Origin of the sequence: Aeromicrobium sp. CF4.19 (genome assembly GCF_051262555.1) — a bacterium.
GTDB lineage: Bacteria > Actinomycetota > Actinomycetes > Propionibacteriales > Nocardioidaceae > Aeromicrobium.
On sequence record NZ_JBIMEU010000004.1, the window covers coordinates 70,279 to 96,604 of the forward strand.

The 26,326-nt window shown below is 70.9% G+C and carries 24 protein-coding genes; 3 read left to right on the forward strand and 21 right to left on the reverse strand.

The window, feature by feature from the left end; all coding sequences use genetic code 11:
* Positions 1 to 15: 15 nt before the first annotated feature.
* From ACHAAC_RS10190 to ACHAAC_RS10205, 4 genes are read right to left on the reverse strand one after another with little or no spacing between them, the layout of a single operon-like run.
* Positions 16 to 870 carry a hypothetical protein gene (locus ACHAAC_RS10190; RefSeq protein ID WP_435716078.1) on the reverse strand — a complete coding sequence of 285 codons (855 nt, stop codon included), beginning with the start codon at positions 868 to 870 and terminating at the stop codon, positions 16 to 18.
* A gap of 1 nt (position 871) precedes the next feature.
* On the reverse strand, positions 872 to 1,552 hold the full coding sequence (locus ACHAAC_RS10195) for a metallophosphoesterase family protein (RefSeq protein WP_435716080.1): 681 nt from the start codon (positions 1,550 to 1,552) through the stop codon (positions 872 to 874).
* 44 nt (positions 1,553 to 1,596) lie between these two features.
* Positions 1,597 to 1,944, reverse strand: a complete 348-nt coding sequence (locus tag ACHAAC_RS10200; protein ID WP_435716082.1) for a DUF4233 domain-containing protein — start codon at positions 1,942 to 1,944, stop codon at positions 1,597 to 1,599.
* Between the two features lie 13 nt (positions 1,945 to 1,957).
* Complete coding sequence (locus tag ACHAAC_RS10205; protein ID WP_435716084.1) at positions 1,958 to 3,298, reverse strand: bifunctional folylpolyglutamate synthase/dihydrofolate synthase; 1,341 nt, start codon at positions 3,296 to 3,298, stop codon at positions 1,958 to 1,960.
* 197 nt (positions 3,299 to 3,495) lie between these two features.
* Between ACHAAC_RS10205 and ACHAAC_RS10210 the strand changes: the two genes are divergently transcribed.
* The 3 genes from ACHAAC_RS10210 (at position 3,496) to valS (ending at position 7,771) form a co-directional block, all read left to right on the forward strand.
* Entirely contained in the window at positions 3,496 to 4,209 is a 714-nt protein-coding gene (locus tag ACHAAC_RS10210; protein ID WP_435716086.1) for an SGNH/GDSL hydrolase family protein, read from the forward strand.
* Positions 4,206 to 5,087 (forward strand): NAD(P)-dependent oxidoreductase, encoded by an 882-nt coding sequence (locus ACHAAC_RS10215; RefSeq protein WP_435716088.1) that lies wholly within the window; start codon positions 4,206 to 4,208, stop codon positions 5,085 to 5,087. Before ACHAAC_RS10210 ends, ACHAAC_RS10215 begins: the two co-directional genes overlap by 4 nt.
* An 83-nt stretch (positions 5,088 to 5,170) precedes the next feature.
* Positions 5,171 to 7,771, forward strand: coding sequence for a valine--tRNA ligase (gene valS / locus ACHAAC_RS10220; RefSeq protein WP_435716089.1), 2,601 nt, complete (start codon positions 5,171 to 5,173; stop codon positions 7,769 to 7,771).
* Between the two features lie 77 nt (positions 7,772 to 7,848).
* Here the strand turns inward: valS and ACHAAC_RS10225 are convergent, their stop codons facing one another.
* The 17 genes from ACHAAC_RS10225 to ACHAAC_RS10305 form a co-directional block, all read right to left on the reverse strand.
* On the reverse strand, positions 7,849 to 9,000 hold the full coding sequence (locus ACHAAC_RS10225; protein WP_435716091.1) for a saccharopine dehydrogenase family protein: 1,152 nt from the start codon (positions 8,998 to 9,000) through the stop codon (positions 7,849 to 7,851).
* Between the two features lie 165 nt (positions 9,001 to 9,165).
* Entirely contained in the window at positions 9,166 to 10,434 is a 1,269-nt protein-coding gene (gene clpX, locus ACHAAC_RS10230; protein WP_435716093.1) for an ATP-dependent Clp protease ATP-binding subunit ClpX, read from the reverse strand.
* A gap of 140 nt (positions 10,435 to 10,574) precedes the next feature.
* Positions 10,575 to 11,177: an ATP-dependent Clp protease proteolytic subunit gene (locus tag ACHAAC_RS10235; protein ID WP_435716094.1), complete on the reverse strand. Its 603-nt coding sequence runs from the start codon at positions 11,175 to 11,177 to the stop codon at positions 10,575 to 10,577.
* Positions 11,174 to 11,785, reverse strand: coding sequence for an ATP-dependent Clp protease proteolytic subunit (locus ACHAAC_RS10240; protein ID WP_435716095.1), 612 nt, complete (start codon positions 11,783 to 11,785; stop codon positions 11,174 to 11,176). Before ACHAAC_RS10240 ends, ACHAAC_RS10235 begins: the two co-directional genes overlap by 4 nt.
* A 109-nt stretch (positions 11,786 to 11,894) precedes the next feature.
* On the reverse strand, positions 11,895 to 12,671 hold the full coding sequence (locus tag ACHAAC_RS10245; protein WP_435716097.1) for an SDR family oxidoreductase: 777 nt from the start codon (positions 12,669 to 12,671) through the stop codon (positions 11,895 to 11,897).
* A gap of 1 nt (position 12,672) precedes the next feature.
* Positions 12,673 to 13,848, reverse strand: coding sequence for a phytanoyl-CoA dioxygenase family protein (locus ACHAAC_RS10250; RefSeq protein WP_435716098.1), 1,176 nt, complete (start codon positions 13,846 to 13,848; stop codon positions 12,673 to 12,675).
* A gap of 88 nt (positions 13,849 to 13,936) precedes the next feature.
* Positions 13,937 to 14,929, reverse strand: a complete 993-nt coding sequence (locus ACHAAC_RS10255) for a Gfo/Idh/MocA family oxidoreductase (protein WP_435716100.1) — start codon at positions 14,927 to 14,929, stop codon at positions 13,937 to 13,939.
* A gap of 121 nt (positions 14,930 to 15,050) precedes the next feature.
* Positions 15,051 to 16,211 (reverse strand): Gfo/Idh/MocA family protein, encoded by a 1,161-nt coding sequence (locus ACHAAC_RS10260; RefSeq protein WP_435716102.1) that lies wholly within the window; start codon positions 16,209 to 16,211, stop codon positions 15,051 to 15,053.
* Positions 16,208 to 17,089, reverse strand: a complete 882-nt coding sequence (locus ACHAAC_RS10265; RefSeq protein ID WP_435716104.1) for an ATP-binding cassette domain-containing protein — start codon at positions 17,087 to 17,089, stop codon at positions 16,208 to 16,210. The genes ACHAAC_RS10260 and ACHAAC_RS10265 overlap by 4 nt, the downstream gene beginning before the upstream one ends.
* Positions 17,086 to 18,120 (reverse strand): ABC transporter permease, encoded by a 1,035-nt coding sequence (locus ACHAAC_RS10270; RefSeq protein WP_435716106.1) that lies wholly within the window; start codon positions 18,118 to 18,120, stop codon positions 17,086 to 17,088. Before ACHAAC_RS10270 ends, ACHAAC_RS10265 begins: the two co-directional genes overlap by 4 nt.
* A 64-nt stretch (positions 18,121 to 18,184) precedes the next feature.
* The gene (locus ACHAAC_RS10275) at positions 18,185 to 19,156 is read right to left on the reverse strand and encodes a sugar ABC transporter substrate-binding protein (protein ID WP_435716108.1); all 972 of its coding nucleotides are present in this window, start codon (positions 19,154 to 19,156) and stop codon (positions 18,185 to 18,187) included.
* Positions 19,157 to 19,191: 35 nt separating this feature from the next.
* Positions 19,192 to 20,691 (reverse strand): CoA-acylating methylmalonate-semialdehyde dehydrogenase, encoded by a 1,500-nt coding sequence (locus tag ACHAAC_RS10280; protein ID WP_435716110.1) that lies wholly within the window; start codon positions 20,689 to 20,691, stop codon positions 19,192 to 19,194.
* Complete coding sequence (gene iolD, locus ACHAAC_RS10285; RefSeq protein WP_435716112.1) at positions 20,688 to 22,688, reverse strand: 3D-(3,5/4)-trihydroxycyclohexane-1,2-dione acylhydrolase (decyclizing); 2,001 nt, start codon at positions 22,686 to 22,688, stop codon at positions 20,688 to 20,690. The genes ACHAAC_RS10280 and iolD overlap by 4 nt, the downstream gene beginning before the upstream one ends.
* Positions 22,685 to 23,566: a 5-deoxy-glucuronate isomerase gene (iolB, locus tag ACHAAC_RS10290; RefSeq protein WP_435716114.1), complete on the reverse strand. Its 882-nt coding sequence runs from the start codon at positions 23,564 to 23,566 to the stop codon at positions 22,685 to 22,687. Before iolB ends, iolD begins: the two co-directional genes overlap by 4 nt.
* Complete coding sequence (locus tag ACHAAC_RS10295; protein WP_435716116.1) at positions 23,566 to 24,450, reverse strand: Cgl0159 family (beta/alpha)8-fold protein; 885 nt, start codon at positions 24,448 to 24,450, stop codon at positions 23,566 to 23,568. The genes iolB and ACHAAC_RS10295 overlap by 1 nt, the downstream gene beginning before the upstream one ends.
* On the reverse strand, positions 24,447 to 25,418 hold the full coding sequence (gene iolC / locus ACHAAC_RS10300) for a 5-dehydro-2-deoxygluconokinase (RefSeq protein WP_435716118.1): 972 nt from the start codon (positions 25,416 to 25,418) through the stop codon (positions 24,447 to 24,449). The genes ACHAAC_RS10295 and iolC overlap by 4 nt, the downstream gene beginning before the upstream one ends.
* Positions 25,415 to 26,305: a TIM barrel protein gene (locus ACHAAC_RS10305; protein WP_435716120.1), complete on the reverse strand. Its 891-nt coding sequence runs from the start codon at positions 26,303 to 26,305 to the stop codon at positions 25,415 to 25,417. Before ACHAAC_RS10305 ends, iolC begins: the two co-directional genes overlap by 4 nt.
* Between the last annotated feature and the right edge of the window lie 21 nt (positions 26,306 to 26,326).

Consider the following 26,326-nt stretch of genomic DNA (forward strand, 5'->3'; position numbering starts at 1 on the left):
GGTCACGGCGGCGGATCAGCGTCGGCGGCGGCCCTTGGAGCGGACGGCGTCCATGACCTCGGCGCTCCACTCGTGCTCGCGGATGAGCCGGTACCGCTCCCCCGCGATGCGCAGGTAGGCCGCGGCCGGGCGCTCGCCCGGGCCACGCACGCCCGCCTCCTCGATCATGGCGACGACGGGCTCGAACTCCTCGGCGAACCACCGGGCCGCCATCGTCTTCTTGTCCATGTACGCGCCCTCGGCGTGCATGGTGCGGGCCGCCCACGCCTCGACGGTCTCGGCGATGACGCCGTAGTCGAAGGGGTCGTCCACGGCCACCGCCGCCCGCGCCTCACCGGTGAAGGGCGCCCGCTGGAGCATGATCCGACGCCAGTGCTTGCGCTCGAGGTCGGCGCGCGCATCGATGCCGACGGGCGCGAGAAAGGTCTCGATCGCCGTGACCCGCGCGTCGATGACGTCCAGGCGCAGGCTCCTGGCCACCGAGACCCGGTGGTGCCCGTCGCGGACGAAGTAGACGTCGCCGATCTGGTAGACCTCGATCGGTGGGATCTCCTCGCCGGTGCGGCTGGCGCGCGCCAGCCGCTCCCAGCGCTGACGGCTGCGGGCCGACGTCGGCCGGAAGCGTCGGTCGAAGTCACGCACCTTGTCGACGGACCCCACGATGGCGTCCAGTGGGATCACCTTGGTCCCGACGTAGTGCTCGGCCCGACGGCCCAGCGCGTCGACGACCTCGTCGAAGGACATCGACTGCACGACGTCGTCGACGCCGCCCCGCACCCGCGCCGCGAGCCCGGAGAGCACCTGGTGGCGTCGCGCGCGCATGAAGTCGCTCTCGGCGTCGACCCGCGGTGAGCCGGAGTCGCTGACCACGTCAGGCTCCTCGTCGCAGTGTCGCGGTGACGCCCACGCGCGGCTCGATCTCGATCAGCTGCCACGGGATCACGTTGCGGATCGTGGTGCTGCCCAGCGTGCGGTCGGGCTTGCGGAACCCGTGGGGGTGGATGTGCCCGTGCAGGTGCCAGGTCGGCTGCATCGACCCGATCACGTCGGGCAGCGCCTCGAACCCCCGATGGGGACGGTCGTCCTCGTCACCGAGGCCGCGCGGCGGTGAGTGCGTCAGCAGGACGTCCACGGGACCGCCGCGCTTGCCCGCCTGCTTGAGGAGTCGACCGGCACGACGGGCGAAGGCCCGGTCCGTGTACTGGTTGGGGCCACCGTTGTACCGGATGCTGCCCCCCAGCCCGGCGACCCGCAGGCCCTTGACGTCGATGATCGCCCCGTCAGCATTGGTGCACCCGAGCGGGCGCGGGTCGTCGGTGGGCATCCCGTGGCCGGTGAGAAGGCCGCGCATGCCCTCCTGCGGGGACTCGACCTCGGGGTCGTGGTTCCCCGGGACGAAGACCACCGGCACGTTCAGGGCGGAGGACAGGAACTCCAGGTAGTCCCATGGCAGATCACCTGCGGCCAGCACGAGCTCGGCGCCGTGACGGCGCACGCTCTCGTGGTAGATGGAGTCGGCGACCTCGTCGGCGACGGCCAGCACGCGGACCATGCCTCGAGCCTACTCCGCCGAAGCCGCCCCGCCCACGGGTCGACTCAGCTCGGGCCGGGCTCGCCCTCGGCCGCCCACCGGGCGCGATCGGCGTCGATGCGCCGACCCAGCAGGAAGGCGGCCAGCCAGAGCGCGGCGAACATGGCGCCGATGAAGAACATGATCGGGACGAGGAGGCCCAGGGCGATCGAGCCGACCTGGAGGGCGTGGCCGAGGTTGTAGGCCCACGGCTTGCGCAGCATCCCGGCGGTGAGCAGGCACAGCACGGCGAGGCCGAGACCGAGAGGTGCGGCGAGACCGGCGGGGACGTCTTCGACGGTGATCATCACCGGCACGCTGAGCCCGAGCAGGATGGCCTCGAACGTCAGCATCGTCGCGCACATGCCCCTCATGGCGTGCGTCCCCTCATGGCGTGGGTCCGGTCAGCAGGGTCCGGGCCTCCCCGACCGTCACGACGGACCCGGTCACGAGCACGCCGCCGCTGCCGACGGCGTCCTCGTAGCCCTGGGTCGTCTCGGTCTTGCCGATGGCCCGCTCGAGCGCATCGTCCAGACGGGGCACGACGCTGACCATGGACTCATCGCCCAGGAGGTCCTCCACGATCTCGCCGAGCTCGGCCGCGGGCAGGCAGCGGTCCGAGGAGTTCTGCGTGCAGACGACGTGGGACGCGACCGGCTCCAGCGCCCGGACGATCTCCTCGACCTCCTTGTCGGCCATGACGCCCAGCACCACGACGAGCGGGCTGAGCGTGAACTCCTCCCGCAGGGACGTGACGGCCGCCTCGATGGCGTGCGGGTTGTGGGCGGCGTCGATGATGACCGTCGGCCCGCGGCGGACCACCTCCAGGCGACCGGGCGAGGTGACCTCGCCGAACCCGGTGCGCACGAGCTCGGCGTCGAGCTCGTGGCTTCCGGTGAGCGCCTCGACGGCGGCGAGCGCGAGGGCGGCGTTGCGGGCCTGGAACTCACCGTGCAGCGTCAGCAGGACCTCGTCGTAGCGGGCCGCCACTCCCTGCAGGGAGATCTGCTGGCCGCCGACGGCCGCGAGCCGGTCGGCGACGCCGAAGTCCACGCCCTCGCGCAGCACCGTCGCACCGACCTCGATGCAGCGCTGCACGAGCACGTCCATGACCTCCGGCTCCTGCTCGGCGATGACGACGTGGCTGCCCGGCTTGATGATGCCGGCCTTCTCGCGGGCGATGGCGACGGCGTCGCGCCCGAGGTACGCGCCGTGGTCGACGGCGATGGGCGTGATGACGGCGACCTGGGCCTTGGCGACGTTGGTGGCGTCCCACGCACCGCCCATGCCGACCTCGACGACGGCTGCGTCCACGGGTGCGTCGGCGAACGCGGCGTAGGCCATCGCGACCGTCATCTCGAAGAAGGAGAGCGGGTGCTGCTGGGAGTCATCGACGATCTGGGCGTAGGCGGCGACGTCGGCGAAGGCGTCCACGAACGCCTCCTGCTCCAGCGGCTCGCCGTCCAGGCAGATGCGCTCGGTCATCGATGCGAGGTGCGGGCTGGTGAAGCGCCCGGTGCGCAGGTCGAGCGAACGCAGCAGGGAGTCGATCATCCGTGCCGTCGACGTCTTCCCGTTGGTGCCGGTGAGCTGGACGACTGGGTAGGCGGACTGCGGGTCGCCCAGCAGGTCGAGCAGGGCAGTGATGCGCTCGAGCGACGGCTCGAGCCGGGTCTCGGGCCAGCGGCCCAGCAGGGCGGCCTCGACCTCGGCGTAGGTGGGATTCATCCCCGCCAGTATCGCAGCAGGCCGGGCACGAGGGCCGGAGGCCGACCCACGGGCCCGACTGGTGCCCCGCGACGTCCTCGTGGTCGCTCTGGCGGGATCTCGACGACTGTCGGCAGCGCACTCCATGGCCCGAGTCCTGGCGCGAAGCCACCATGGTTCCCGTGGGACCTACCCGCACCAAGGGGAAGACGGAAGACATGGCATCGACACCCAGCACCACCCACCGCGAGCACTGCGCGGAGAACGACGACCCCCACTGCCTGCACCCCGATGCGGCGGCACTCGCCCTCGACAACCGACGGTGGGACCGGTTGGTGATCATGGGCGACAGCGTGACCGCGGGCGTCATGGAGCCTCTGTCCGGGTACCTCGACCGCTCCTTCGCCGACCGTCTCGTCGATGCCCTGGCCGCCACGCGACCGGGGTTCGCCTCCACGAACCTCGCCGTCCCCGAGCTGCGGGCGCCCCAGATCCGCGACGGGCAGCTCGACGAGGCGGTGGCCCTCGGGCCGGACCTGGTCGTCATCAGCGCCGGTGGCAACGACGCCCTGGGTCGCTCGTTCGACGCCGAGCGGCTCCGCGCCGACCTGGACTCGCTGATCACGCCCCTCGCCGCCGCCGGAGCACTGGTCGTGACCATCGGCCTCTTCGACCTGCCACGCTCCGGCCTGCTGCCGGCGGAGATCGCCGGAGTCATGTCCGAACGGTTCGACACCCTCGACAGCATCACCGCCGGCCTCACCGAGTCCGTCGGGGGCGTGCACGTCGACACCCACCACCATCCCGTCACCGCTGACCCCGGCATCTACGCCAGCGACGGCATCCATGCCAATGCCCGCGGACACGCCGTCGCCCTGGCGGCGATCGTCGAGACCCTGGCGTCGAGGTTCCCGGCGAGGTCGGCCCGATGATGTCTGCCACCGCATCTCGGACGACCGTCGTCGGTCTGGGTCCGATGGGCTCCGCCCTCGCCCGCGCCCTGCTCCAGGCAGGGGTGCCCACCACCGTCTGGAACCGCACCGCGGCACGCGCCTCGCCTCTCGTCGAGGCAGGTGCCGGCCTGGCGCCGAGTCTCGACGAGGCAACGAGAGACTCCGACCTGCTGATCATCTGCCTGCGCGACCACGAGTCCGTCCGTGAGGTGCTGGGATCGATCGATCCGGCGACGTACGCCGGACGAACGGTCGTCAACCTCACCTCCTCCACCCCGGACGAGGCCCGCACGACCGCGACGTGGGCCGAGGAACGCGGGATGGACTACCTGTCCGGCGCGATCATGGTGCCGATCCCGCTCATCGGCGACGCCGAGGCACTGGTGCTCTACAGCGGCGCACGACACCTCTTCGACCGGCACGTGGACCGGCTGCGGACCCTCGCCGGCGTCGCCGACCACCTCGGGCAGGATCACGGACTCGCCTCTCTGCACGACGTCGCGATGCTCGAGATCTTCTTCGCCGGCATGACGTCGTTCCTGCACGCTGCCGCCATGGTGACGGCGAACGGGGTGGAGACCAGGACCTTCCTGCCCTACGCACGGCAGATGCTGGCGATCCTGCCGGAGTCACTGGACTCCATGGCGGCCGCCGTCGACGCGGACGACCATCCGGGCACCGAGGACAACCTCGCGATGGAGCTCGCGGTGCTGGACCACATCTCGGCAACCAGCGCCGACGCCGGGCTCGACGGCGGACTGCCGGACGTGATGCGGGACCTGGCGGCCCGAGCCGTGGACGCGGGACACGGTGCCGACGGCTTCTCACGGATCGTGGACCTCCTGCGCCGGGACTGACTGCTGGCGACGACGGGGCGCTCCCGAGGACCGCCCAGCGCCCCGGCACGCCGCCCGGCAGCAGCCACCTAGACTTGCCTCCCGTGACCACTCCAGCGAACCGCGTCCCGGCCAAGCCCGTCCTCGAGGGCCTCGAGGAGCGGTGGTCCGAGGCATGGGAGGAGCAGGGCACCTACCGGTTCGACCGATCGCACCCGCGCGAGGACGTCTACTCCATCGACACCCCTCCCCCCACGGTCTCCGGATCCCTGCACGTCGGTCACGTGTTCAGCTACACCCACACCGACCTCATCGCGCGCTTCCAGCGGATGCGCGGCAAGGAGGTCTTCTACCCGATGGGCTGGGACGACAACGGCCTGCCCACCGAGCGCCGCGTGCAGAACTACTACGGCGTGCGCTGCGACCCGTCGCTGCCGCACGACCCCGACTTCACCCCGCCGGAGAAGCCCGACCCGAAGCGTCAGGTCCCGATCAGCCGCCGCAACTTCGTCGAGCTGTGCAACGAGCTGGTCGAGCGGGACGAGAAGGTCTTCGAACGGCTGTGGCGCACGCTGGGCCTGAGCGTCGACTGGACCCAGACCTACACGACGATCGGCCCCGACGCCCAGACGGTGAGCCAGCGTGCGTTCCTGCGCAACGTGGCCCGTGGCGAGGCGTACCAGCAGGACGCCCCGACGCTGTGGGACGTCACGTTCCAGACCGCCGTCGCCCAGGCCGAGCTGGAGGCCCGCGACTACCCCGGCGCCTACCACCGGGTGGCCTACCGCGTCGCCGCTGCCGGTGGAGCCGGCGAGCGTGTGGTGCACGTGGAGACGACCCGACCCGAGCTCACCCCGGCCGCCGTCGCGCTCATCGCGCATCCCGACGACGAGCGCTACGCCGACCTCTTCGGCGGCACCGCCACGTCGCCCCTGTTCGGCGTCGAGGTGCCGATCATCGCCAGCACGCTCACGGACCCCGAGAAGGGTTCCGGCATCGTGCACTGCTGCACCTTCGGCGACCTCACCGACGTGCAGTGGTGGCGCGAGCACCAGCTGCCCAACCGCACCGTCATCGGTCGTGACGGCCGCTTCCTGCGCGACGTCCCCGAGTGGATCGCCGGCGGGACGGGTGCGGCGTTGTTCGTCGAGCTGGCCGGCAAGACCACCTTCACGGCGCGCGAGATGATGGTGCAGGCCCTGCGTGGCAGCGGCGACCTCGACGGTGAGCCCGAGCCGACGCAGCGTGTCGCCAACTTCTACGAGCGGGGCGACAAGCCGCTGGAGATCGTCTCGACCCGCCAGTGGTACATCCGCAACGGCGGACGCGACGCCGACCTGCGCGCGGCCCTCGTGGCCCGGGGCGACGAGATCGACTGGAAGCCCGGCTACATGCAGTCGCGCTACACCAACTGGATCGAGGGACTCAACGGCGACTGGCTGGTGAGTCGCCAGCGCTTCTTCGGCATCCCGTTCCCGGTCTGGTACCGCCTGGACGCAGACGGCCAGCCCGATCACGACGACCCGATCTTCGCCGCCGAGGACACGCTTCCGGTGGATCCCGCCTCCCAGGCCCCTCCGGGCTTCGAGGAGTCCCAGCGCGGCGAGGCCGGCGGCTTCGTCGCGGACCCGGACGTGCTGGACACCTGGGCGACGTCATCGCTGTCTCCGGAGCTGGCCTGCGGCTGGGAGCGCGACACCGACCTGTTCGCCCGGACGTTCCCGATGGACCTGCGACCCCAGGCGCACGACATCATCCGGACCTGGTTGTTCTCCACCGTCGTCCGGTCCCACCAGGAGTTCGGCCGGGTGCCGTGGAGCCACGCGGCCATCTCCGGCTTCGTCGTGGACCCGGACCGCAAGAAGATGAGCAAGTCCAAGGGCAACGTCGTGGTGCCCGACGAGATCCTGTCCACGTATGGCGCCGACGCCGTGCGCTGGCGCGCTGCCCTGGCGCGCCCGGGCTCGGACTCGCCGTTCGACGAGACACAGATGAAGGTCGGTCGTCGCCTGGCGATGAAGGTGCTCAACGCCAGCAAGTTCGTCCTCGCCTCGCCCGACGACTACGGGCTCGGCGCGACCGCTGCCGACCTCGATCCGACGGCCGTGAGCGAGCCGCTGGACCTCGCGATGCTCGCAGGACTGCAGGCCGTCGTCGAACGGGCGACGCAGCACTTCACGGACTACGACTACTCCTCTGCCCTGGAGGTCAGCGAGAAGTACTTCTGGGACTTCTGCGACGACTACCTGGAGCTGGTCAAGGAGCGGGCTCGTCGCGACGGCCCGGAGGGAACGTCGGCCCGCTCGGCCTTCGTGCTGGCCCTGTCGGTGCAGCTGCGCCTGCTGGCTCCCTTCCTGCCGTACGTGACCGAGGAGGTCTGGTCGTGGTGGCAGGAGGGCTCGGTCCACCGTGCCGCCTGGCCCACCTCCGGCGACCTCGCCATCGACGGTGGCGACGCAGCCGTGCTGCCGGCCGCGGCCGCCGTTCTCGCCGGCGTCCGGGGCGCCAAGTCGGTCGCCAAGGTCAGCCAGCGCACCGAGGTCACGGCCGCCGTCGTGCACGGACCGCAGGCGACGCTCGACCTCGCGGCCCAGGCCCTCTACGACGTCCGGGCGGCCGGGCGCGTCGTCGGCGACGTCACCCTGACCGCCGAGGAGTCCGCGAACGAGGTCACGGTCGACGCGACCCTCGCGCCCCAGGACTGATCGAGCGCTGACCCGCTGAGTGTGACGAACATGCCCCGAAGTGCTCCGATTCGGGGCAGATTCGTCACACTCAGCGGTCAATCGATGGTCTGGAAGCGCAGGATCTCGGGGTGGAGGCGGTCGATGAGCGCCTGACCCATCGCCACGGCCGTCGTCGTCTGGCCCGCCACCGGGGGCAGGTCGTCGAAGGCCAGGCACAGGGCGGCCTCGCTCAGCATCTTGCCGGTGCCGCCGTAGCCGGGGTCGCGGCCGCTCACACGGGTGTGCAGGCGGGTGTCCTTGGACTCGGCCAGGAAGTCGAGCGTGAACCACGCCTTGGCGCGCTGCTCCGGTGTCGGCCCGTCGCCCGGACTCTTGGCCTTGAGCAGCAGCGCGCGCAGCGGCGGGACCTGTGCGCCGACGCCCATCACCCCCAGGCCGAGGGCGCCGGCCGCGAGCATCCGCGTCGTCTTGACGTGCGCGTAGTGCTCGTAACGGAACTCGGGTCCGTAGCTCTCCAGCGCGCGGGCGGAGCGGAGCACGACCTGCGGGTCGATCGTCGGCAGGGGCACGGCCCAGCCGCGGTCGTGCTCGGTCCGGCCGAGACCTCCACCGCCCTTGATCGAGCGATCGGCGGGCCGCACCTCCCGGGCGCGGCGACGCTTGGCGACCGAGGCCGACTCCCGCAACGACGCGAACTGGTTGACGGCCGAGTGGTAGGTGCCACCCGACGGTCCGAGGTTGGCCCGCACGTAGCCCTTGACCTGGATCGGGACGTCCTCGGGCAGCTGGGAGACGGTGTAGAGAACGCCGAGGTCGTAGGGGATGGAGTCGAAGCCACAGGCGTGCACGAGCCGTGCTCCCGACGCCTCGGCGGTCTCGTGCAGCTCCAGCCAGACCTCGTCGACGAACTGCGGCTCACCGGTGAGGTCGAGATAGCCGATGCCCGCCTCGGCCGCGGCACGGGCCGCGGGCATCCCGTGCTTGAGGTAGGGGCCGACGGTGCTGATGAGCACTCGGGTGTCCTCGGCCATGGCGCGCATCGAGGCCGGATCGTCGAGCTCGGCGACGACGACCTTGGGCTCCTGTCCCCCGGCAGCCACCACCGCCTCGGCCACCGACCGCAGCTTGTCGCGGCTGCGCCCGGCCACCGCCCACGTCGCGCCCTGGGGCAGGTGCGTGCCGAGGTACTCGGCGGTGAGCGCCCCGGTGTAGCCGGTGGCGCCGTGCAGCGTGATGTCCGTGGTCATGCCAGCGAGCCTACCGAGCCGACGCTGGGACCCCAGACTGCGCGGCTGGCCGGATGCGACTCAGGAGACGCGAGTGGCGCAAGGGTGATCCCCAGTGGCGCAGATCTGTGCGACACGCCGTCCCAGAATCGCAGGCTTGCGCCAGTCGCGGGTGAGTCACCCGGGTCAGGAGGCCTTCTTCTCCGCCTCGTCGCTGCTCAGCACCGTGGGGCCCTCGAGCCCTCGGACGGTGTCGCCGGTGACGATCACCTTGGCCACGTCGTCGCGGGCCGGGATGTCGTACATGACCGGCTGCAGGACGTGCTCGATGATCGAGCGCAGGCCACGAGCGCCGGTGCCGCGCTCGAGCGCGAGCTCGGCCATCGCCTCGCACGCGTCCGTGCCGAACTCCAGCTCCACACCGTCGATCTCGAAGAGCCGCACGAACTGCTTGGTGAGGGCGTTCTTCGGAGTGGTGAGGATGGAGACGAGCGCCTCCTGGTCGAGGTTGTCGACCGCGGCGATGACGGGCAGGCGGCCGATGAACTCAGGGATCAGACCGAACTTCAGCAGGTCCTCGGGGAGCACCTTGGAGTACAGCTGCTCAGGTCCTGAGGGCTTGGCCTCCTGCTGGCCGCCGGTGTTGAAGCCGAGTCCCACCTTGCCGCTGCGCTGCTCGATGATCTCCTCCAGGCCGGCGAACGCGCCGCCGACGATGAACAGCACGTTGGTGGTGTCGATCTGGATGAACTCCTGGTGCGGGTGCTTGCGCCCGCCCTGCGGAGGCACCGAGGCCGTGGTGCCCTCCAGGATCTTCAGGAGCGCCTGCTGCACGCCCTCGCCGGAGACGTCACGGGTGATCGAGGGGTTCTCGGCCTTGCGCGAGATCTTGTCGACCTCGTCGATGTAGATGATGCCCGTCTCGGCCTTCTTGACGTCGTAGTCGGCGGCCTGGATGAGCTTGAGCAGGATGTTCTCGACGTCCTCGCCGACGTAGCCCGCCTCGGTGAGTGCCGTGGCGTCCGCGATCGCGAACGGGACGTTCAGCATCCGGGCGAGCGTCTGCGCGAGGTAGGTCTTGCCGCAGCCGGTGGGACCGACGAGCAGGATGTTGGACTTGGCCAGCTCGACCGAGTCGTCCTTGGCCCGGCCCGCGGCTTGGGCCTGCACCCGCTTGTAGTGGTTGTAGACCGCCACCGCGAGGCTCTTCTTGGCATCGTCCTGGCCGATGACGTAGCCGCCCAGGAAGTCGAAGATCTCGTGCGGCTTGGGCAGCTCGCCCAGGCTGAGGTCGGCGCCCTCGGCGAGCTCCTCCTCGATGATCTCGTTGCAGAGGTCGATGCACTCGTCGCAGATGTAGACGCCAGGGCCCGCGATGAGCTTCTTGACCTGCTTCTGGCTCTTGCCACAGAACGAGCACTTCAACAGGTCTGCGGTCTCACCGATGCGTGCCACGGTGGCGCTCCTCTCCGGGTCGATGACCCGGGGTCCGGGACTGCGATTCGATCACACTACAAGTCTTCGGTGGACGTGGCCCACCATTGGGGTGCGGGGGCGGCGTGTCGGCGACGCCACCCGCACCCCGGGCGCGGACCTCAGACGTCGTCGGTCTTCAGCGTGTCGAAGACCTGGTCGATCAGGCCGTACTCGACGGCCTGCTCGGCGGTCAGGATCTTGTCGCGCTCGACGTCGAGGCTGACCTGCTCGGGCGTCTTGCCCGTGGCGTCGGCGATCATCTTCTCCATCAGCTCGCGCATCCGCAGGATCTCGTTGGCCTGGATCTCCAGGTCGGAGATCTGGCCACCGGTGCCCTCGGTGTACGGCTGGTGGATGAGGATGCGGCTGTTCGGCAGGGCGAACCGCTTGCCGGGCGTGCCCGCGGCGAGCAGGACTGCGGCGGCCGAGGCCGCCTGGCCCAGGCACACCGTCTGCACGTCGGACTTGAGGTAGCGCATCGTGTCGTAGATGGCCGTCATCGCCGTGAACGAGCCACCCGGACTGTTGATGTACAGCTGGATGTCGCGGTCGGCGTCCATCTGCTGAAGGCTCAGCAGCTGGGCCATCACGGCGTTGGCGACGTCGTCGCCGATCGGGGTGCCCACGAAGATGATGCGGTCCTCGAAGAGCTTGGTGAACGGGTCGATCCGTCGGAACCCGTAGGACGTGCGCTCTTCCCACTGGGGGATGTAGTAGCTCATCGCTTCACTTCCTGGACGCTGCTGATGACCTGGTCGATGAATCCGTAGTCCTTGGCCTGGTCGGGCGTGAACCACCGGTCGCGGTCGGCGTCGATCTCGACCTGCTCGACGCTCTGGCCGGTGTGGTGGGCCTGCAGCTCGTTGAGCTGCTTCTTGAGCAGGATGGACTGCTGGGCCTGGATCTTGATGTCCGACGCGGAGCCACCGATGCCGCCGGAGGGCTGGTGCATCATGATGCGTGCGTGCGGCAGGGCGTAGCGCTTGCCGGCCGTGCCCGCGGCGAGCAGGAACTGGCCCATCGAGGCCGCCAGCCCCATCGCGACGGTGGACACGTCGTTGGAGATGAACTGCATCGTGTCGTAGATGGCCATGCCGGAGTCGACCGAGCCACCGGGGCTGTTGATGTACAGCGAGATGTCGGTCTCGGGGTCCTCGGCGCTGAGCAGCAGCATCTGGGCGCAGATGGCGTTGGAGTTGGAGTCACGCACCTCGGAGCCGAGGAAGATGATCCGCTCCTTGAGCAGTCGCTGGTAGATGTGGCCGTCGAGGTCGGAGGGACCGTCGTCGCCGACGGCCGAACGCGGCGGTGTCGAGTCTGAAGTGTTCACGTCTCGACCCTAGAGGGCCGAGCCCGCCGACACACGCGCCGACACCCCCTGTTCGCCCATGGCGTAGCCGCTCGGGTGCAGATTCCACGCCCGATGGACCGACGACTTCCTAGTCCGACGGACCGACGACGGTCTGGTCCCAGTCGATGACCGAGCCCGTCACGACGCCGCTCGCGTCCGAGAGCAGCAGCACCGCCAGACCGGTGACGTCCTCAGGTGCGGCCAGTCGGCCGGCCGGCAACCGCTCGGCCGCCCGCTCGCGCCAGTCGTCACCCGCCCCGTGGAACCGCCGTTGGATGGTGTCCTCACCATCGGAGTCGGTCCAGCCGATGTTGATCGCGTTGATGCGTATGCGGTCGAAGCGGTGCGCGTGCGCGGCGTTCCTGGTCAGGCCGACGAGGCCGGCCTTCGTCGCGGCGTAGGCCGCCAGGTACGGCTGCCCGCCGTGCGCACTCATGGTGGCGATGTTGACGACGGATCCCGGCGCACCACGCGCGACCATGTCGGCGACGACGCCCTGCATCAGGAAGAACGGCCCGCGCAGGTTGACCGCCGCGTGCTGGTCGAACATCTGCGGTGTCGTGTCCAGCAGGCCGCCCCGCTCGGTGAAGCCCGCAGCATTCACCAGGCCGTCGACGCGACCGTGCGCCGCGACGGTGGCTTCCACCGCCGCGGTGCACTGGGCGACGTCCGCGACGTCGCAGGCCACGAAACGAGCATCGGCCCCGCCCGTGGACAGAGCGGCCACCGCCCGCTCCCCGACGTCGGCGCGGCGACCCGTCACGACCACCGAGGCACCCTCACGCACCGCTGCCGTCGCGATGGCCAGGCCCACGCCCTGGGTGCCGCCGGAGACCAGGACCACGCGGTCCTGCAGCAGACCCACCTCAGCCCTCCGTCCGGCGGCGTGCGGCGTGGGCGCCCAGGGCAGCGATGACGCGGTCGTGCGGCCAGTCGTCGGCGAGGGCCTGCTCCAGCAGCTCGGTCTGTGCCGGCGGCGTCAGTCCGTCGACGGGTGGGTCCAGGTCCAGGTTGGTCGGGAAGGGGTACCCCTCGGCGGCCACCGCGACCACGCGACCGAGGTCCGCCGGGGACCACCCGGCAGCCTTGCGCTCGCGCAGCACGGGGTGGATCGCCGTGATGATACGGGCGCGGTCGACGACCTCCATCGCCCGTCCGAAGGCCGAGGAGACCTGCAGCAGGTTGGCCACGCGCTGCACGTCGGTCGAGACGTTGCTGCCGGCACCGTGGAACAGCGCCGGGTTGAAGAAGACGGCGTCACCCTTGGCCAACGGCAGCTGGACCCGGTGCTCCTCGATGTACGCACGGAACTCCGGGCGGCGGTACGCGAGGTAGCCGGGGGCGTACTTCTGGGAGTGCGGGAGGTAGAGCGTCGGTCCGCTCCCCACCGGCATGTCGGCGTGGGCGACGGCCCCCTGCAGCGTCAGGACCGGCGAGAGCAGGTGCACGTGCCGGGGGTACCGGGCCACGACCTCGTCAGAGAGGAAGCCCAGGTGGTAGTCGCGGTGCGGGTCCTGCGCCCGGCCACCGGGCCGCACGACGTTCACCTGCGAGGTCACCTGGTAGCCGGGGCCGAGCCAGGCGTTCGAGACCAGCGCGAGGAGCTCGTTGGCGTAGTAGTCCACGAAGACGTCGGGGTCGCGGACCGCCAGCTTCTCCAGCGCGTTCCAGATCCGGTCGTTCGCTCCCGCGGTCGCGAAGTGGTCCCCGTGCGCACCGCCGGCGGCCCTCTCCTCGGCGATGATCTGCTCGAACGCGAGCGTCGCACGATCGACGACGTCGAGGTCGGCCCAGGCCCCGGCGAGGACGACGATCCCGGGCCCGTCGGCGAGGGCGTGGACGAGCTCGGCACTGACCGCGTCGAGCCCCTCGGGCGTCGACGTGACCGCGAGCAGCGCGGCGGCGTCGTACACGAGGGCGTTCTGCTCGATCCGGTCAGCGTGGGGATAGTCGGCCTCGTCGGTGCTGACCTCGACGAGGGCGGCGAGGTCGTCGAGCCGGCAGTCCTGCGGCCCGAGCCTGGTCGCAGCCGGGTGCGTCATGGTCTCTCCTGTCGCCGTGGGTCGAGGGGCGCGCGAACCGGTGCTCGCCGGTGGGGAAGCGGGGCATCCCGCTGCGCATGTCCCCGGCTCATGCGTAGAGGCCGGGACGCTCGGGCACCTCGACGGGCTGCTTGTCACCGGAGCGCAGCGCCCGGACCCCGGCGCCGGCGACGAGGTTGGCGACGTAGCCGTCCCACGTGCTGGCGCCGACGACCTCGCCACGGGCCGCCGCTGCGGCCCACTCGGCCAGCTCGAGCCGGTAGGACTCGATGAAGTGTCCGACGAAGTCGCTGCCGATGGCGCTCCCGCTCTGGCCGGAGACCCGTCGCACGACCGGTGTCCGGGGCTCGAGCGTGGCCGACCCGCTGCTGCCGACGACCTCGACGCGCACGTCGTAGCCGTAGCCGGCGTTGACGAACACCTCGACGGTGATCATCTGGCCACCGTCGGTCCACAGCGTGGCGACCTGCGGGTCCCGGAAGCCGTCCGTGATCGGCGACTCCACCCGGATGGCGACGATCTCGCCGTCGAGCAGCCACCGGAAGGTGTCGAACTCGTGGATCATCGAGCCGGTGACCAGGCCGGCGTCGTCGGTGCTGGTGGCGTTGGAGGCGTTGCGGTGGATGCCGTGCAGGAGGCGCACCTCGCCGAGGGTGCCGTCGTCGATCGAGGCCTTGAGGTCCAGGAAGCCGGGGTCGAAGCGGCGGTTGAAGCCCACCTGGACGACTCGGCGCCCGAGGGCGACCTCGGCGTCGACCACCCGGCGGGCGTCCTCGTCCGAGACGGCGAGCGGCTTCTCGCACAGCACGTGCTTGCCCGCCTCGATGCCCGCGATCACCAGGTCCGCGTGGGTGACGTCCGGGGACGCCACGACGAAGGCGTCCACCGCGTCGATCAGCGCCTCAGGCGACTCGGCCGCCTGCGCCCCGACACCACGGGCCACCTGCTCGGCGCGTGCCGTGTCCATGTCGAAGACCCGGGTGACCTCGGCGTGCGGGACGCCGGCTCCCAGGGTCGTGACGTGCGATGCTCCCATCGCCCCGGCGCCGATGACGCCCACCTTCACCCTGCGCTCGCTCACGGCGCCACCTCCGTCATGAAGTGGCGAGGATACGGACGCGGCGCCGCGTGAGTTTTTCGGTTCACGCCCCCAAGCACTCCGCTGCGCTCCGTGCAGGGAGGTGCCCCCAGCTGGCGCTCGCTCACAGTGTGACCCACCTTCGCTCGTTCGCCGACTCGGACATGGCGTCGACGACGACGGCCGCCGACAGTGCGTCGTGGATGGTCGCGCCCACCGGCTCTCCGGTGGCGATCGACTCCACCAGGCGACGGGCCTCCACGACCTTGAGGTCGTCGAAGCCCATCGGGTTGTTGGCACCCGGCTGGAAGACCCCCAGCTCCCCGTCCCCGGGCGCGGCGAACCGGGTGGTGGAGAACGCGTTCAGGTACTCCCCCTCGGCTCGCGTGCTGACCTGCAGCTCGTTCATGCGCCGGAAGTCCCACGACACCGTTCCCTCGGTGCCGTGCACCTCCAGGGTGTAGCGATTCTGCTCGCCGACCGCGACGCGGCTGGACTCCAGCACGGCCCGTGAGCCGTCGGCCAGGCGCAGCAGGGCGCTGACGTAGTCCTCGTTCTCGACGTCGCCGAGCGCGCCGGCACCCTTCTCGTAGTGCATCGCGCCGGGCAGTGCCTCGCGGCGCTGCGCGATGAAGGTGGCCCGGTCGACCACCAGCTCCGCCACGTCGGCCACGACGTGTCGCAACAGGTCCGCCGCGTGGCTCACGAGGTCTCCGAGCACGCCGGAGCCCGACGTCGCCGTGCGAAAGCGCCAGGACAGCGCCGCGTCCGGATCGGCGGAGTAGTCCGCGAGGAAGCGCACCGTGCTGTGCTCGACTCGACCGAGCCGCCCTGTTGCGACGAGGTCTCGCGCCATCTCGACGGCCGGCACGTTGCGGTAGTTGAACCCCGCGGCGGCCTGGACCCCTGCGGCGGTCACGGCGTCGACGATCTCGCGTGTCTCGGCCGCGCTCCGACCGGCCGGCTTCTCCACCCACAGGTGCTTGCCAGCACGTGCCGCGGCCACGGCGACGTCCCGGTGGACGAAGTTCGGCCCCGCGACGCACACGAGGTCGAGGTCGTCGCGGTCGACGAGGTCGCGCCAGTCCGCGACGTGCTCGCCGAAGCCGAGCGCGGAGACCGCCGCCCGGGTCCGGTCGTCGTCGACGGGGTCGGCGACGGCCACCAGGCGGGGCCGCAGGGGGGCGTCCGGGTAGTGGTGCGGCAGGCGGGACAGGGCGCGGGCGTGCACCTGGCCCATCCAGCCCAGGCCCACCACGCCGACGCGCAGCTCGGGCGTGGTCACGGCGTCCCGGCTCCCGACGTCGGCTGCGAGGCCTTCAGCTCGGTGGCGACGTCGGAGTCGGCGCCCATCGACTCCTCCAGCTCCTGGGCGATCGACTGCAGCTCGGTGCCGCCGGCCATCATCGAGGTCAGGTCCTCGAGCGTCATCTCCGACTTCGGGAAGTCGCCCAGGCTCCTGCCGCGGCGCAGCAGCATGAAGCGGTCGCCGACCGGGTAGGCGTGGTGGGGGTTGTGGGTGATGAAGACGACGCCCAGCCCCCGCTCGCGCGCCTTGGCGATGTACTTCAGCACGACCCCGGACTGCTTCACGCCCAGCGCCGCAGTGGGCTCGTCGAGGATCAGCACGCGCGCCCCGAAGTACACCGCCCGGGCGATCGCCACGCACTGGCGCTCACCGCCGGACAGTGTGCCGATGGGCTGGTCGACGTCTCGGAGATCGATGCCCATCGCGGCCAGCTCTGCCTTGCTGATCTTCTTCATCGCCTCGATGTCGAGCCGACTGAACGGCCCCCGGCCCTTGCGCAGCTCGCTGCCGAGGAAGAAGTTGCGCCACACCGGCATCAGCGGCACGACGGCCAGGTCCTGGTACACCGTGGCGATGCCGCGGTCCAGGGCCTCGCGCGGGCTGCTCAGCCGCGACGGCTCACCGTCGATGAACAGCTCGCCCTCGGAGTGCTCGTGCGCGCCGGCGAGGATCTTGATGAAGGTGGACTTGCCGGCGCCGTTGTCCCCGAGCACGCAGGTCACCTGTCCGGCTCGCACGGACGTCGAGACGTCGGCAAGGGCGATGATCGCTCCGTAGCGCTTGCCGATCTCCCTGACCTCGATGACGGGGCCCTCGGTCCCGGGGGCGTGGGAGCTCTTCTTCTCATCGGTCATCGTGCCGTCTCCGATCGCTTGCGCACCAGCTCGTTGAGGAAGACCGCGGCCAGGAGCATGACCCCCAGGAAGGCACGCAGCCAGTTGTTGTCCCACCCCGAGTAGACGATGCCCTGGTTGGCCATGCCGTAGATGAGCGCACCGAGGGCGGCACCGATGGCCGAGCCGTAGCCACCGGTGAGCAGGCAGCCACCCACCACGGCGCAGATGATGTAGATGAACTCCTGGCCCACGCCGGTGTTGCTCTGCACGGTCGACGTGGTGAACAGCAGCAGCATGCCGACCAGCCACCCCGCACCTGCCGTGGTCATGAACAGGCCGACCTTGGTCCGGAAGACCGGGACACCCACCTGACGGGCCGAGACCTGGGCCCCACCGACCGCGAAGATCCAGTTGCCGACGCGGGTGCGCAGCAGGATCCAGGTTGCGACGGCCGTCACCGCCAGCCACCAGAACACCGAGGCGTAGACCGCGCCCCCGGCGACGTCCACGGCCGAGCCGAAGACGCGCTTGGCCTGGTCGTAGTAGGGGACCTGGCTCATGCCCTGGATCGCGACCTGCCCGATGAGGGCCTTGGTCCCTGCCAGGTTGATGCCCTGCAGGACGAAGAACGTGCCGAGCGTGACGATGAAGCTCGGTAGTCCCGTCCGCATGACGATCAGCCCGTTGATCATCCCCACCCCCAGCGCCAGGGCGAGGGAGAGCAGGACCGCGGCCCAGATGTTGAGGCCGTACTCCGTGGTCATGACACCGACCACGAGACCGGTGAACCCGGTCATGGCGCCGGCGGAGAGGTCGAACTCGCCGCCGATCATCAGCAGGGAGACGGCGACCGCCATGATGCCGATCGTCGAGGCACCGCGCAGCCAGGTGCTCGCGCCGCTGGAGGTCGCGAAGGCCGACGTCGTGAGGGCGAAGAAGGCGAAGACGGCCACCGCAGCGACGAGCGCGCCCACCTCCGGTCTCTTCATGAGTCTGGTCAGCGTCGACGTGCGGGAGACCCGCTCGTCGGTCACCGTGGCTGTCGCCATCTGGGGTTCCTGCTTTCTGGTGGGCCCGGTGCCGGGCGCGTCCACGCCCGGCACCGGGACGGGATCAGCGAGTGCCGTTGGCGGCGAACTCGAGCACCGCGTCGGCATTCTCCGTCGTGACGAAGGCGGGACCGGAGTTGATCGGCTGGCCGCCGCCCAGGTCGTTGCCGTTGATGGACTTCAGGTACAGGGTCGTGACGCCCTGGAAGCCCTGCACGTAGGGCTGCTGGTCCACCGCGAAGAGGATCGACTCGTCCTGGATGCCGGTCACGACGTCCTCGGACAGGTCGAAGGTCGCGACGGTGGCGTCGCTGCCGGCCTGCTCGACCGCGCTGACCGCGTTGATCGCGAACTGGCCGCCGAGGGTGAGCACGACGTCGATGTCGGTCTCGGCCTGCAGCGAAGAGGTGATGGTGGACTCCACGGCTCCGCCGTCGGTGCCGTCCACCTGCAGGTTCTCCATCTCGCCGTCGAAGGTGCTCGCGGCGGCCTGGCAGCGCTCCTCCAGGCCGACGTTGCCGGCCTCGTGGATGACGCAGACGGCCTTGGTGAGCCCGGCCTCGTTGAGCTCCTCGCCCACCGCCTCGCCGGCGATGGCCTCGCTCTGGCCGATGTGGGTGATGGCACCGAACTCGGCGAACTGGTCCACGCCGGAGTTGATGGTGACGACCGGGACACCGGCCTCGGTGGCGGCCTTGACGCTGGACTCCAGACCGTCGGGGTTGGCCATCGAGACCACGATGCCGTCGACGTCGTCGGCGACCGCACCGTCGATCAGCTGCGACTGACGGGCCGGGTCGGGATCGTTGCTGTACTCGACGGTGACGCCGTAGTCGTCCCCGGCCTTCTCGGCGCCGGACTTGACGCGGTCCCAGAAGGCGTCGCCCGGTGCGCTGTGGGTGATGACGGCGTAGGTGAGGTCGCCGGCCTCCTCGGTCGTGTCCTCCTGGCCCGTGCCGGAGCACGCCGCGAGCAGCGTGGCGGCGAGGACCGCCGACCCGATGACCTTGAGAGATCCTGTTCTGCGCTTGTTCATGGTGTGTTCCTTCTTCTTCTGGGTGGGGACCGACGTCAGTGAGCCGTCGGGAAGTGGAGCGCGGCGAGGGACTCCTCGCTCACGTGGGGCCACCGGGAGGTGACCACCTTGGCCTGCGTGTAGAACCGGACGCCCTCGGGACCGTGCATGTGGTGGTCACCGAAGAGAGAGTCCTTCCATCCCCCGAACGAGTGGAACGCCATCGGCACCGGGACCGGGACGTTGATCCCGATCATGCCGACCTGGACGTCGCGCTGGAAGGTCCGCGCGACCTCGCCCGTCGACGTGAACACCGCGGTGCCGTTGCCGTAGGGGTTGGCGTTCACGAGCTCGATGGCCTGCTCGAGCGTCTCCACGCGCAGCACGGCCAGCACGGGGCCGAAGATCTCGTCGGTGTAGACGCTCATGTCGGTCGTGACGTGGTCGATGAGGGTCGGGCCCACGAAGAAGCCCTCCTCGTGCCCCTCCACGACGAGGTCACGGCCGTCGACCACGACCTTCGCGCCGGCCGCCTCCCCCTGGCCGATGTAGTCCACGATCCGATCGCGCGAGGCCTGGGTCACGACCGGGCCCATCCCGGCGTCGGGGTCGGTGCCGACGCCGACCTTGACGTCATGGGTGCGCTCGCGGATCTTGTCCACGAGCGTGTCGGCGGCCGGGCCGACGGCGACGACGGCGGAGACCGCCATGCAGCGCTGGCCGGCCGAGCCGTACCCGGCCGCGGCGATGTGGTCGGCCGCGAAGTCCAGGTCCGCGTCCGGCATGACCACGGCGTGGTTCTTGGCGCCACCCAGCGCCTGCACCCGCTTGCCGGTGCGCGAGGCACCCTCGTGGACGTACCGGGCGATGGGCGTGGACCCCACGAAGGAGACCGCCGCGACGTCGGGGTGCTCCAGGATCGCGTCGACCGCGACCTTGTCACCGTGCACGACGTTGAAGACGCCGTCGGGCAGCCCGGCCTCGGCGTAGAGGCGGGCCACGAGGTCCGAGGCCCCGGGCACCCGCTCGGACGGCTTCAGGACGAACGTGTTGCCCGTCGCGATCGCCACCGGGTGCATCCACAGCGGCACCATGATCGGGAAGTTGAACGGCGTGATGCCGGCGACGACGCCCAGTGGCTGGCGGAAGGAGTAGGAGTCGACCGAGCCGGAGACCTGGTCGTTGTACTCCCCCTTGAGGAGCTGAGGGATCCCGCAGGCGAACTCCACGACCTCCCGACCACGGACGACCTCCCCCTTCGCGTCGTCCAACGTCTTGCCGTGCTCGCTGGAGATGATCTCGGCCAGCTCGTCCTCGTGCTCCACGAGCAGCTGACGGAAGTCGAACATCACGCGCGAGCGGGCCGTCACCGAGCTCTGCCCCCAGGACTCGAACGCCGTCCGGGCCGACTGCACGGCGGCATCGACGTCCGAGGCCGTGGCCAGGCGCACCTGGCGCGTGGGCGTGCCCCGGGCGGGGTCGTAGACGTCTGCCGTGCGATCGCTCTCGCCGGCGACGTGCCGACCGCCGATCCAGTGGTCGTAGGTCTCGCTCATGATTCGTCGTTCTCCGATCGGGGGGCGGGGTCCAGGTGGTGACGCTGGGTGGTCTTGTGCTGCTCGTAGTCGACGCGGGCCTGCCGGGTGGACTCCAGGTCCGAGACCTCTGCGACCGGCACGTCCCACCATGCGGGGCTGTCCGGCGCCGGCACGAGCGGGTCGGTCTCCACGTGCACGACGGTGGAACGTGGGGACTCCTTGGCCTTCTGCAGGGCGGAGCGCAGGTCGTCCGGCCCCTCGGCGACGATCACGTCGGCACCGAGGCTGGCCGCGTTGGCTGCGAGGTCGACGGGGAGGGTGCCGCCGTCGAGCCCGGTCTGCGTCCGGTAGCGGTAGCTGGTGCCGAAGCGTTGCGAGCCCAGGCTCTGCGAGAGCGCACCGATCGAGGCGTAGCCATGGTTCTGGACGAGCACGATGATGATCTTGACGCCCTCGGCGACGGCTGTCACCAGCTCGGTGCTCATCATCAGCCACGATCCGTCGCCGACCATGACGAAGACGTCCCGGTCGGGCTGCCCGCCCTCGCCAGAATCGTCTGGCACAGCCTGGTCGAGGCCCATCTGATCCAGCACGGCCATCTTGACGCCGAGCCCACCGGCGACCTCGTAACCCATGCAGGAGTACCCGTACTCCACGTGGTACCCCTTGCGGTCGCGCGTGCGCCACAGCTTGTGCAGGTCACCCGGCATGGATCCGGCCGCGCACACCACGACGTCTCGCGGGTCGCTGACGTCGTTCACGGCGCCGATGACGGCGGACTGCACGAGGCGTCCGTCGTCGGCCGCGCCGTGTGCGTAGGCCGACTGGACGGTGCGGTCCCACTCCCGCGCGAGCCCGACTCCACGCTCGGTGTGTGCCGGGTCCACCCGGTGGCCCGCGAGGGCCTGGGTCATCGCCTCGAGGGCCACCTTCGCGTCGGCGACGAGCGAGGCGCCGGACAGCTTCAGGGCATCGATGCGGGCGACGTTGACGTTGACGAACTGGACGTCCTCGGCGGCGAAGACCGTGCGCGACGCGGTGGTGAAGTCGCTGTACCGGGTGCCGACGCCGATGACGAGGTCCGCCTCGGCGGCGAGCGCGTCGGCCGCGGTCGAGCCGGTCGCGCCGATCGCGCCCATCGCCTGGGGATGGTCGTAGGGCAGCGAGCCCTTGCCCGCCTGCGTCTCCCCCACCGGGATGCCAGTGGCCTCCGCGAAGGCACGCAGGGCGTCGTCGGCGCCGGCGTAGATGACGCCGCCACCGGCGACGACCAGCGGACGCTTCGCGGCCCGGATGAGCTCCACGGCCCGCCCGAGCTCGAACGGCTCGGGCACCGGGCGTGCCACGTGCCACGTCCTCGGGGCGAAGAGCGCGGTCGGGAAGTCGTGCGCCTCGGCCTGCACGTCCTGCGGCAGGCAGAGCGTCACGGCTCCAGTGTCAGCCGGGTCGCTCAGCACCCGCATCGCCTGCAGCAGGGCGGGGGCGAGCTGCTCGGGACGGGCGATCCGGTCCCAGTAGCGGGAGACCGGCCGGAACGCGTCGTTGACGCTGACGTCCATGCTCGAGGGGTCCTCGAGCTCCTGGAGCACGGGGTTGGCCACCCGCGTGGCGAAGGTGTCACCGGGCAGCAGCAGGACGGGCAGCCGGTTGATGGTGGCGAGTGCGGCCCCGGTCACCATGTTGGTCGAGCCCGGACCGACGGACGCCGTGACGGCCATGGCGCGCAGCCGGTCGTACTGACGGGCGTACGCGACGGCGGCGTGCACCATGGCCTGCTCGTTGCGGCCGTGCAGGAAGCGCAGCGGGGGCCGGCCGCCGGACGCGGCGTCCTCCCCGGCGGCCTCGCGCTCCAGCAGCGCCTGCCCCACGCCGGCGACGTTGCCGTGGCCGAAGATGCCCCAGCATCCCGCGAAGAACGGCCGGGAGACGCCGTCGCGCTCGACGTGCTGCGCCTCCAGGAAGCGCACCACGGCCTGGGCCACGGTGAGTCGGGTCGTCCCGGCCGAGGTGCTCATCGCCGCCCTCCGAACGGGAGCCGCGGATCGACGTCCTGCGTCTGCCAGGTCTCCCGGACCCAGCCGTGGGCCGGGTCGTCGCAGATCAGCCAGGCACGCTCCAGGCCGGGACCGGCCATGACGTTCAGGTAGTAGAGGTCATAGCCGGGAGCGGCCATGGACGGGCCGTGCCAGCCGTGCGGGATCAGGATCGTGTCACCGTCGCGCACCTCGGCGGTGACGTCGATGTCGGCGTCGTCGTGGCCGTAGACGCGCTGGTACGCCACCCCCGGGCCGGCAGGGCCGGGCGCGACCTCGAAGTAGTAGATCTCCTCCAGCTGCGTCTCTCCCTCGCGCTCCACGTCGTGCTTGTGCGGCGGGTAGGAGGACCAGTTGCCGCCGGGGGTCAGCACCTCGCAGGCGATCATCCGGTCGGCCTCGAGGACGCCCGGGACGCCGAAGTTGTTCACCTGGCGGCTGGCCTGGCCGGCGCCGCGCAGCTCCACCGGCACGTCGGCCGCCGGGAGGTGGGCCGGCGGGAGCCGACGTGTGGCGCGCGCCGTGGGGACCGCGAACCGCCCACCCGCGGTGGACGACACCACCACACGGGAGTCGATCGGGGCGTAGACGACGTCGCTGGGGCCGGACCAGACGTCCGCGCGCCCGGTGAGCTCGAACGAGGCGTCGTCGACGAGGACGTTCGCGGTGCCGGTCAGGGAGAGGACGAGTGCCTCGGCGTCACCCGTGTCGATCGTCGCCGACCCGCCGGCGGGCAGCTCGAGCACCTTCAGGCCGGTGTGGCCCCAACCGGCGGACTCAGGCGTCACGTCCAGGACGTAGGGCGACAGTGCACTTGACTGGGCACCCTCGCCCTTGCGGATCACGTGCTGGTCGGTCATCAGAGCATCTCCACCGTGGCGTCGACCGCGGACTCCACGTCCGCGTCAGGGGGGAACAGCAGGGAGCGCCCGACCACCATGCCACGAACGGCCGGGTGGGTGAGCGCCTTGGACCACAGCGCGAACTGTGCGTCCTGGTCGGAGGCCACCTCACCTCCGAGCAGCAGCACCGGAAGCGTGGTCGCGGCGAGGACGGTGTCCATGTCCTCCACGACCGGCAGCTTGAGCCACGTGTGCGCGGAGGTGGAGGCGAGTCCGGCCGCGACGGTCGCCGAGCGGACGACGGCCGCGGTCGAGAGGTCGTTGACCACTCGACCGTCCTCACGACGCGAGATGAACGGCTCGACCATGGCCATCACCTCGGCCCGGGCCAGCTCGGTCACGGCCCCTGCGCAGGCCTGCATCGTCGCCACGGTGCCGGCGTCCTCGGGGTCGATGCGAAAGAGCATCTTGCCGCCCTGCAGCCGATCCCGCGCGATCGACGCCGCGTCGTAGCCGGTGAAGCGGTCGTCGATCTCGAAGGACGTGCCTGCGAGTCCGCCGCGGTTCATCGACCCGATGACGACCTTGCCCTCGAGGGCACCGAGCAGCAGCAGGTCGTCGAGCACGTCTGCGGTGCCGAGCACCCCGTCCACGCCGGGACGCGCGAGCGCGCGGACCATGCGGCTGAGCAGCTCGCGCCGGTCGGCCATGGCCAGCGGGTCGTTCCCCGCGCGCAGGGCCCCACGAGCAGGATGGTCCGCGGCGACCAGCATGAGCCGTCCGGTCGGACCGACGAGTCGGTCGGGCTGGCGGCGAGCGCCCCAGCCGCGGGCGATGGCCTGCGGGTCGGACACGCGCAGGTCGATGATGCGTCGGATCGCGGTGTCGTCGACGGTGGTCACGGGGCACCCTCCTGGTGGGCGTCGACGAGGGCGGTCAGCACGTCGAGGGTCGGCATGGCGTCGGCGCAGGACAGCTGCCCCGCGACGTGGGACCCGGCGGCGTTGGCGTGGCGCAGCGTCCGCTCCAACGGCCAGCCCTCCAGCAGCCCGTGCACCAGGGAACCACCGAACGCGTCACCCGCGCCGAGGCCGTTCACGACGTCGACCGGGACCGGGGGCACGGTCACCGACTCCTCGCCCCGCACGCCGAGCACACCGGCCGGGCCCTGCTTGACGATGGCGGTCTCGACGCCGGCCGCACGCAGCGCCTCGGCTGCGGCCCGGGGCTCGGACTCACCGATCGCCACCTCGCACTCCTCCCGGTTGCCCACGGCCACCGAGACGAAGGGCAGCACCTCGGCGATGGCCGCGGTCGCCTCGGCGGGGTCGGCCCAGAACATCGGACGATAGTCGAGGTCGAGGACGGTGAGCCGGTCGGGACCGCGCGCCTCGAGGGCGGCCAGGTGGGCCGACCGCGAGGGCTCCTCGGACAGGCCGGTGACCGTGAACCACAGGATCTCGGCGTCGCGCACGGCGCCCAGTAGTTCCGGTGCAGTGCCGAGCTCGTCGGCACGGATCTGCAGGTCCGGTGCCGAGGGGCGCCGGTAGAAGTAGAGGGGGAAGTCGTCCGGGGGGAAGATCTCGCAGAAGGTCACCGGCGTCGGCAGGTCGTTGTCGGTGCCCACGAGGCTGGTGTCCAGCCCGAAGCCCTCCATCGCCCGGCGGACGAAGCGACCGAACGGGTCGTCCCCGGTCTTGGTCCACACCCCGGCGCGGTGACCGAGGCGGGAGGCGGCGACGGCAACGTTGGTCGGGCTGCCGCCCAGGAACTTGCCGAAGGACGTGACGTCCTCGAGGCCGACGCCGACCTGGTGCGGGTAGACGTCGACGCCGCAGCGTCCGATCGTCAGGAGCTCGCGTGCCGTCATGCCGAGAGCGCTCCCTGCACGTAGGCCAGGCACTTGGCGACGTCGGCCCTGGGGCCTTCGCCCTCGGGCTCGCCGGTCAGCTTGAGGTCCTGCTCCAGCACGTACCAGCCGGTGTAGCCGTGGCCGCGCAGTGCCGAGAGCATCGCCGCGACGTCGACGGATCCCTCACCGAGCACCGTCCAGAGTCCCTGCGACACGGCGTCGGAGAAGGCCAGCTCACCGGACTGCACGCGGGCGGCGAGGGCGGCGTCGACGTCCTTGAGGTGGACGTGCTGGACCCGCTCGAGGTTGGCCAGCGTGATCGCGACGGGATCGGCTCCGGCCGCGACCAGGTGACCGGTGTCGATGCACAAGCCGATCCGCGACCCGTCGAGCACGCGCTGCGTGTCTCGGGCGTCCTCGACGAGCGTCCCGACGTGCGGATGGACCACGGCGAGCAGCCCGCGCTCGGCGACACGGTCGGCGACACGGTCGAGGTTCTCCAGCAGGGTCTTCCACTCGACGTCGTCGAGAGTGGGGCGTTCGTCGTAGCCCTCGCTGCCGGTCGCCACGGCGAGCACGACGACCTCGGCCCCGATGGCCAGGCATTCCTCGACGAATGCGTCGACCTCCGGAAGGGGATCGGCATCGGTGTGCAGCACCACGGGCAGGAACCCACCGACGGCGCTGAGGCCGTGTCGACCGAGCAGCGTGTTGCGGGCATCGGCATCGGCGGGCAGGAAGCCCTCGGGACCGAGCTCGGTGGCCCCCAGCCCCAGCTCCGCCATGTCGGCCAAGACGCGCTCGGCCGGCAGCTGGTGGCCCCAGCCGGGCACCTCGCACACGCCCCAGGAGATGGGGGCGCCGGCGATCCGGGGGGCGGCAGGGGGCGGGGTCGTCGGTGTCACGCGGGTTCTCCTCGGGCCACT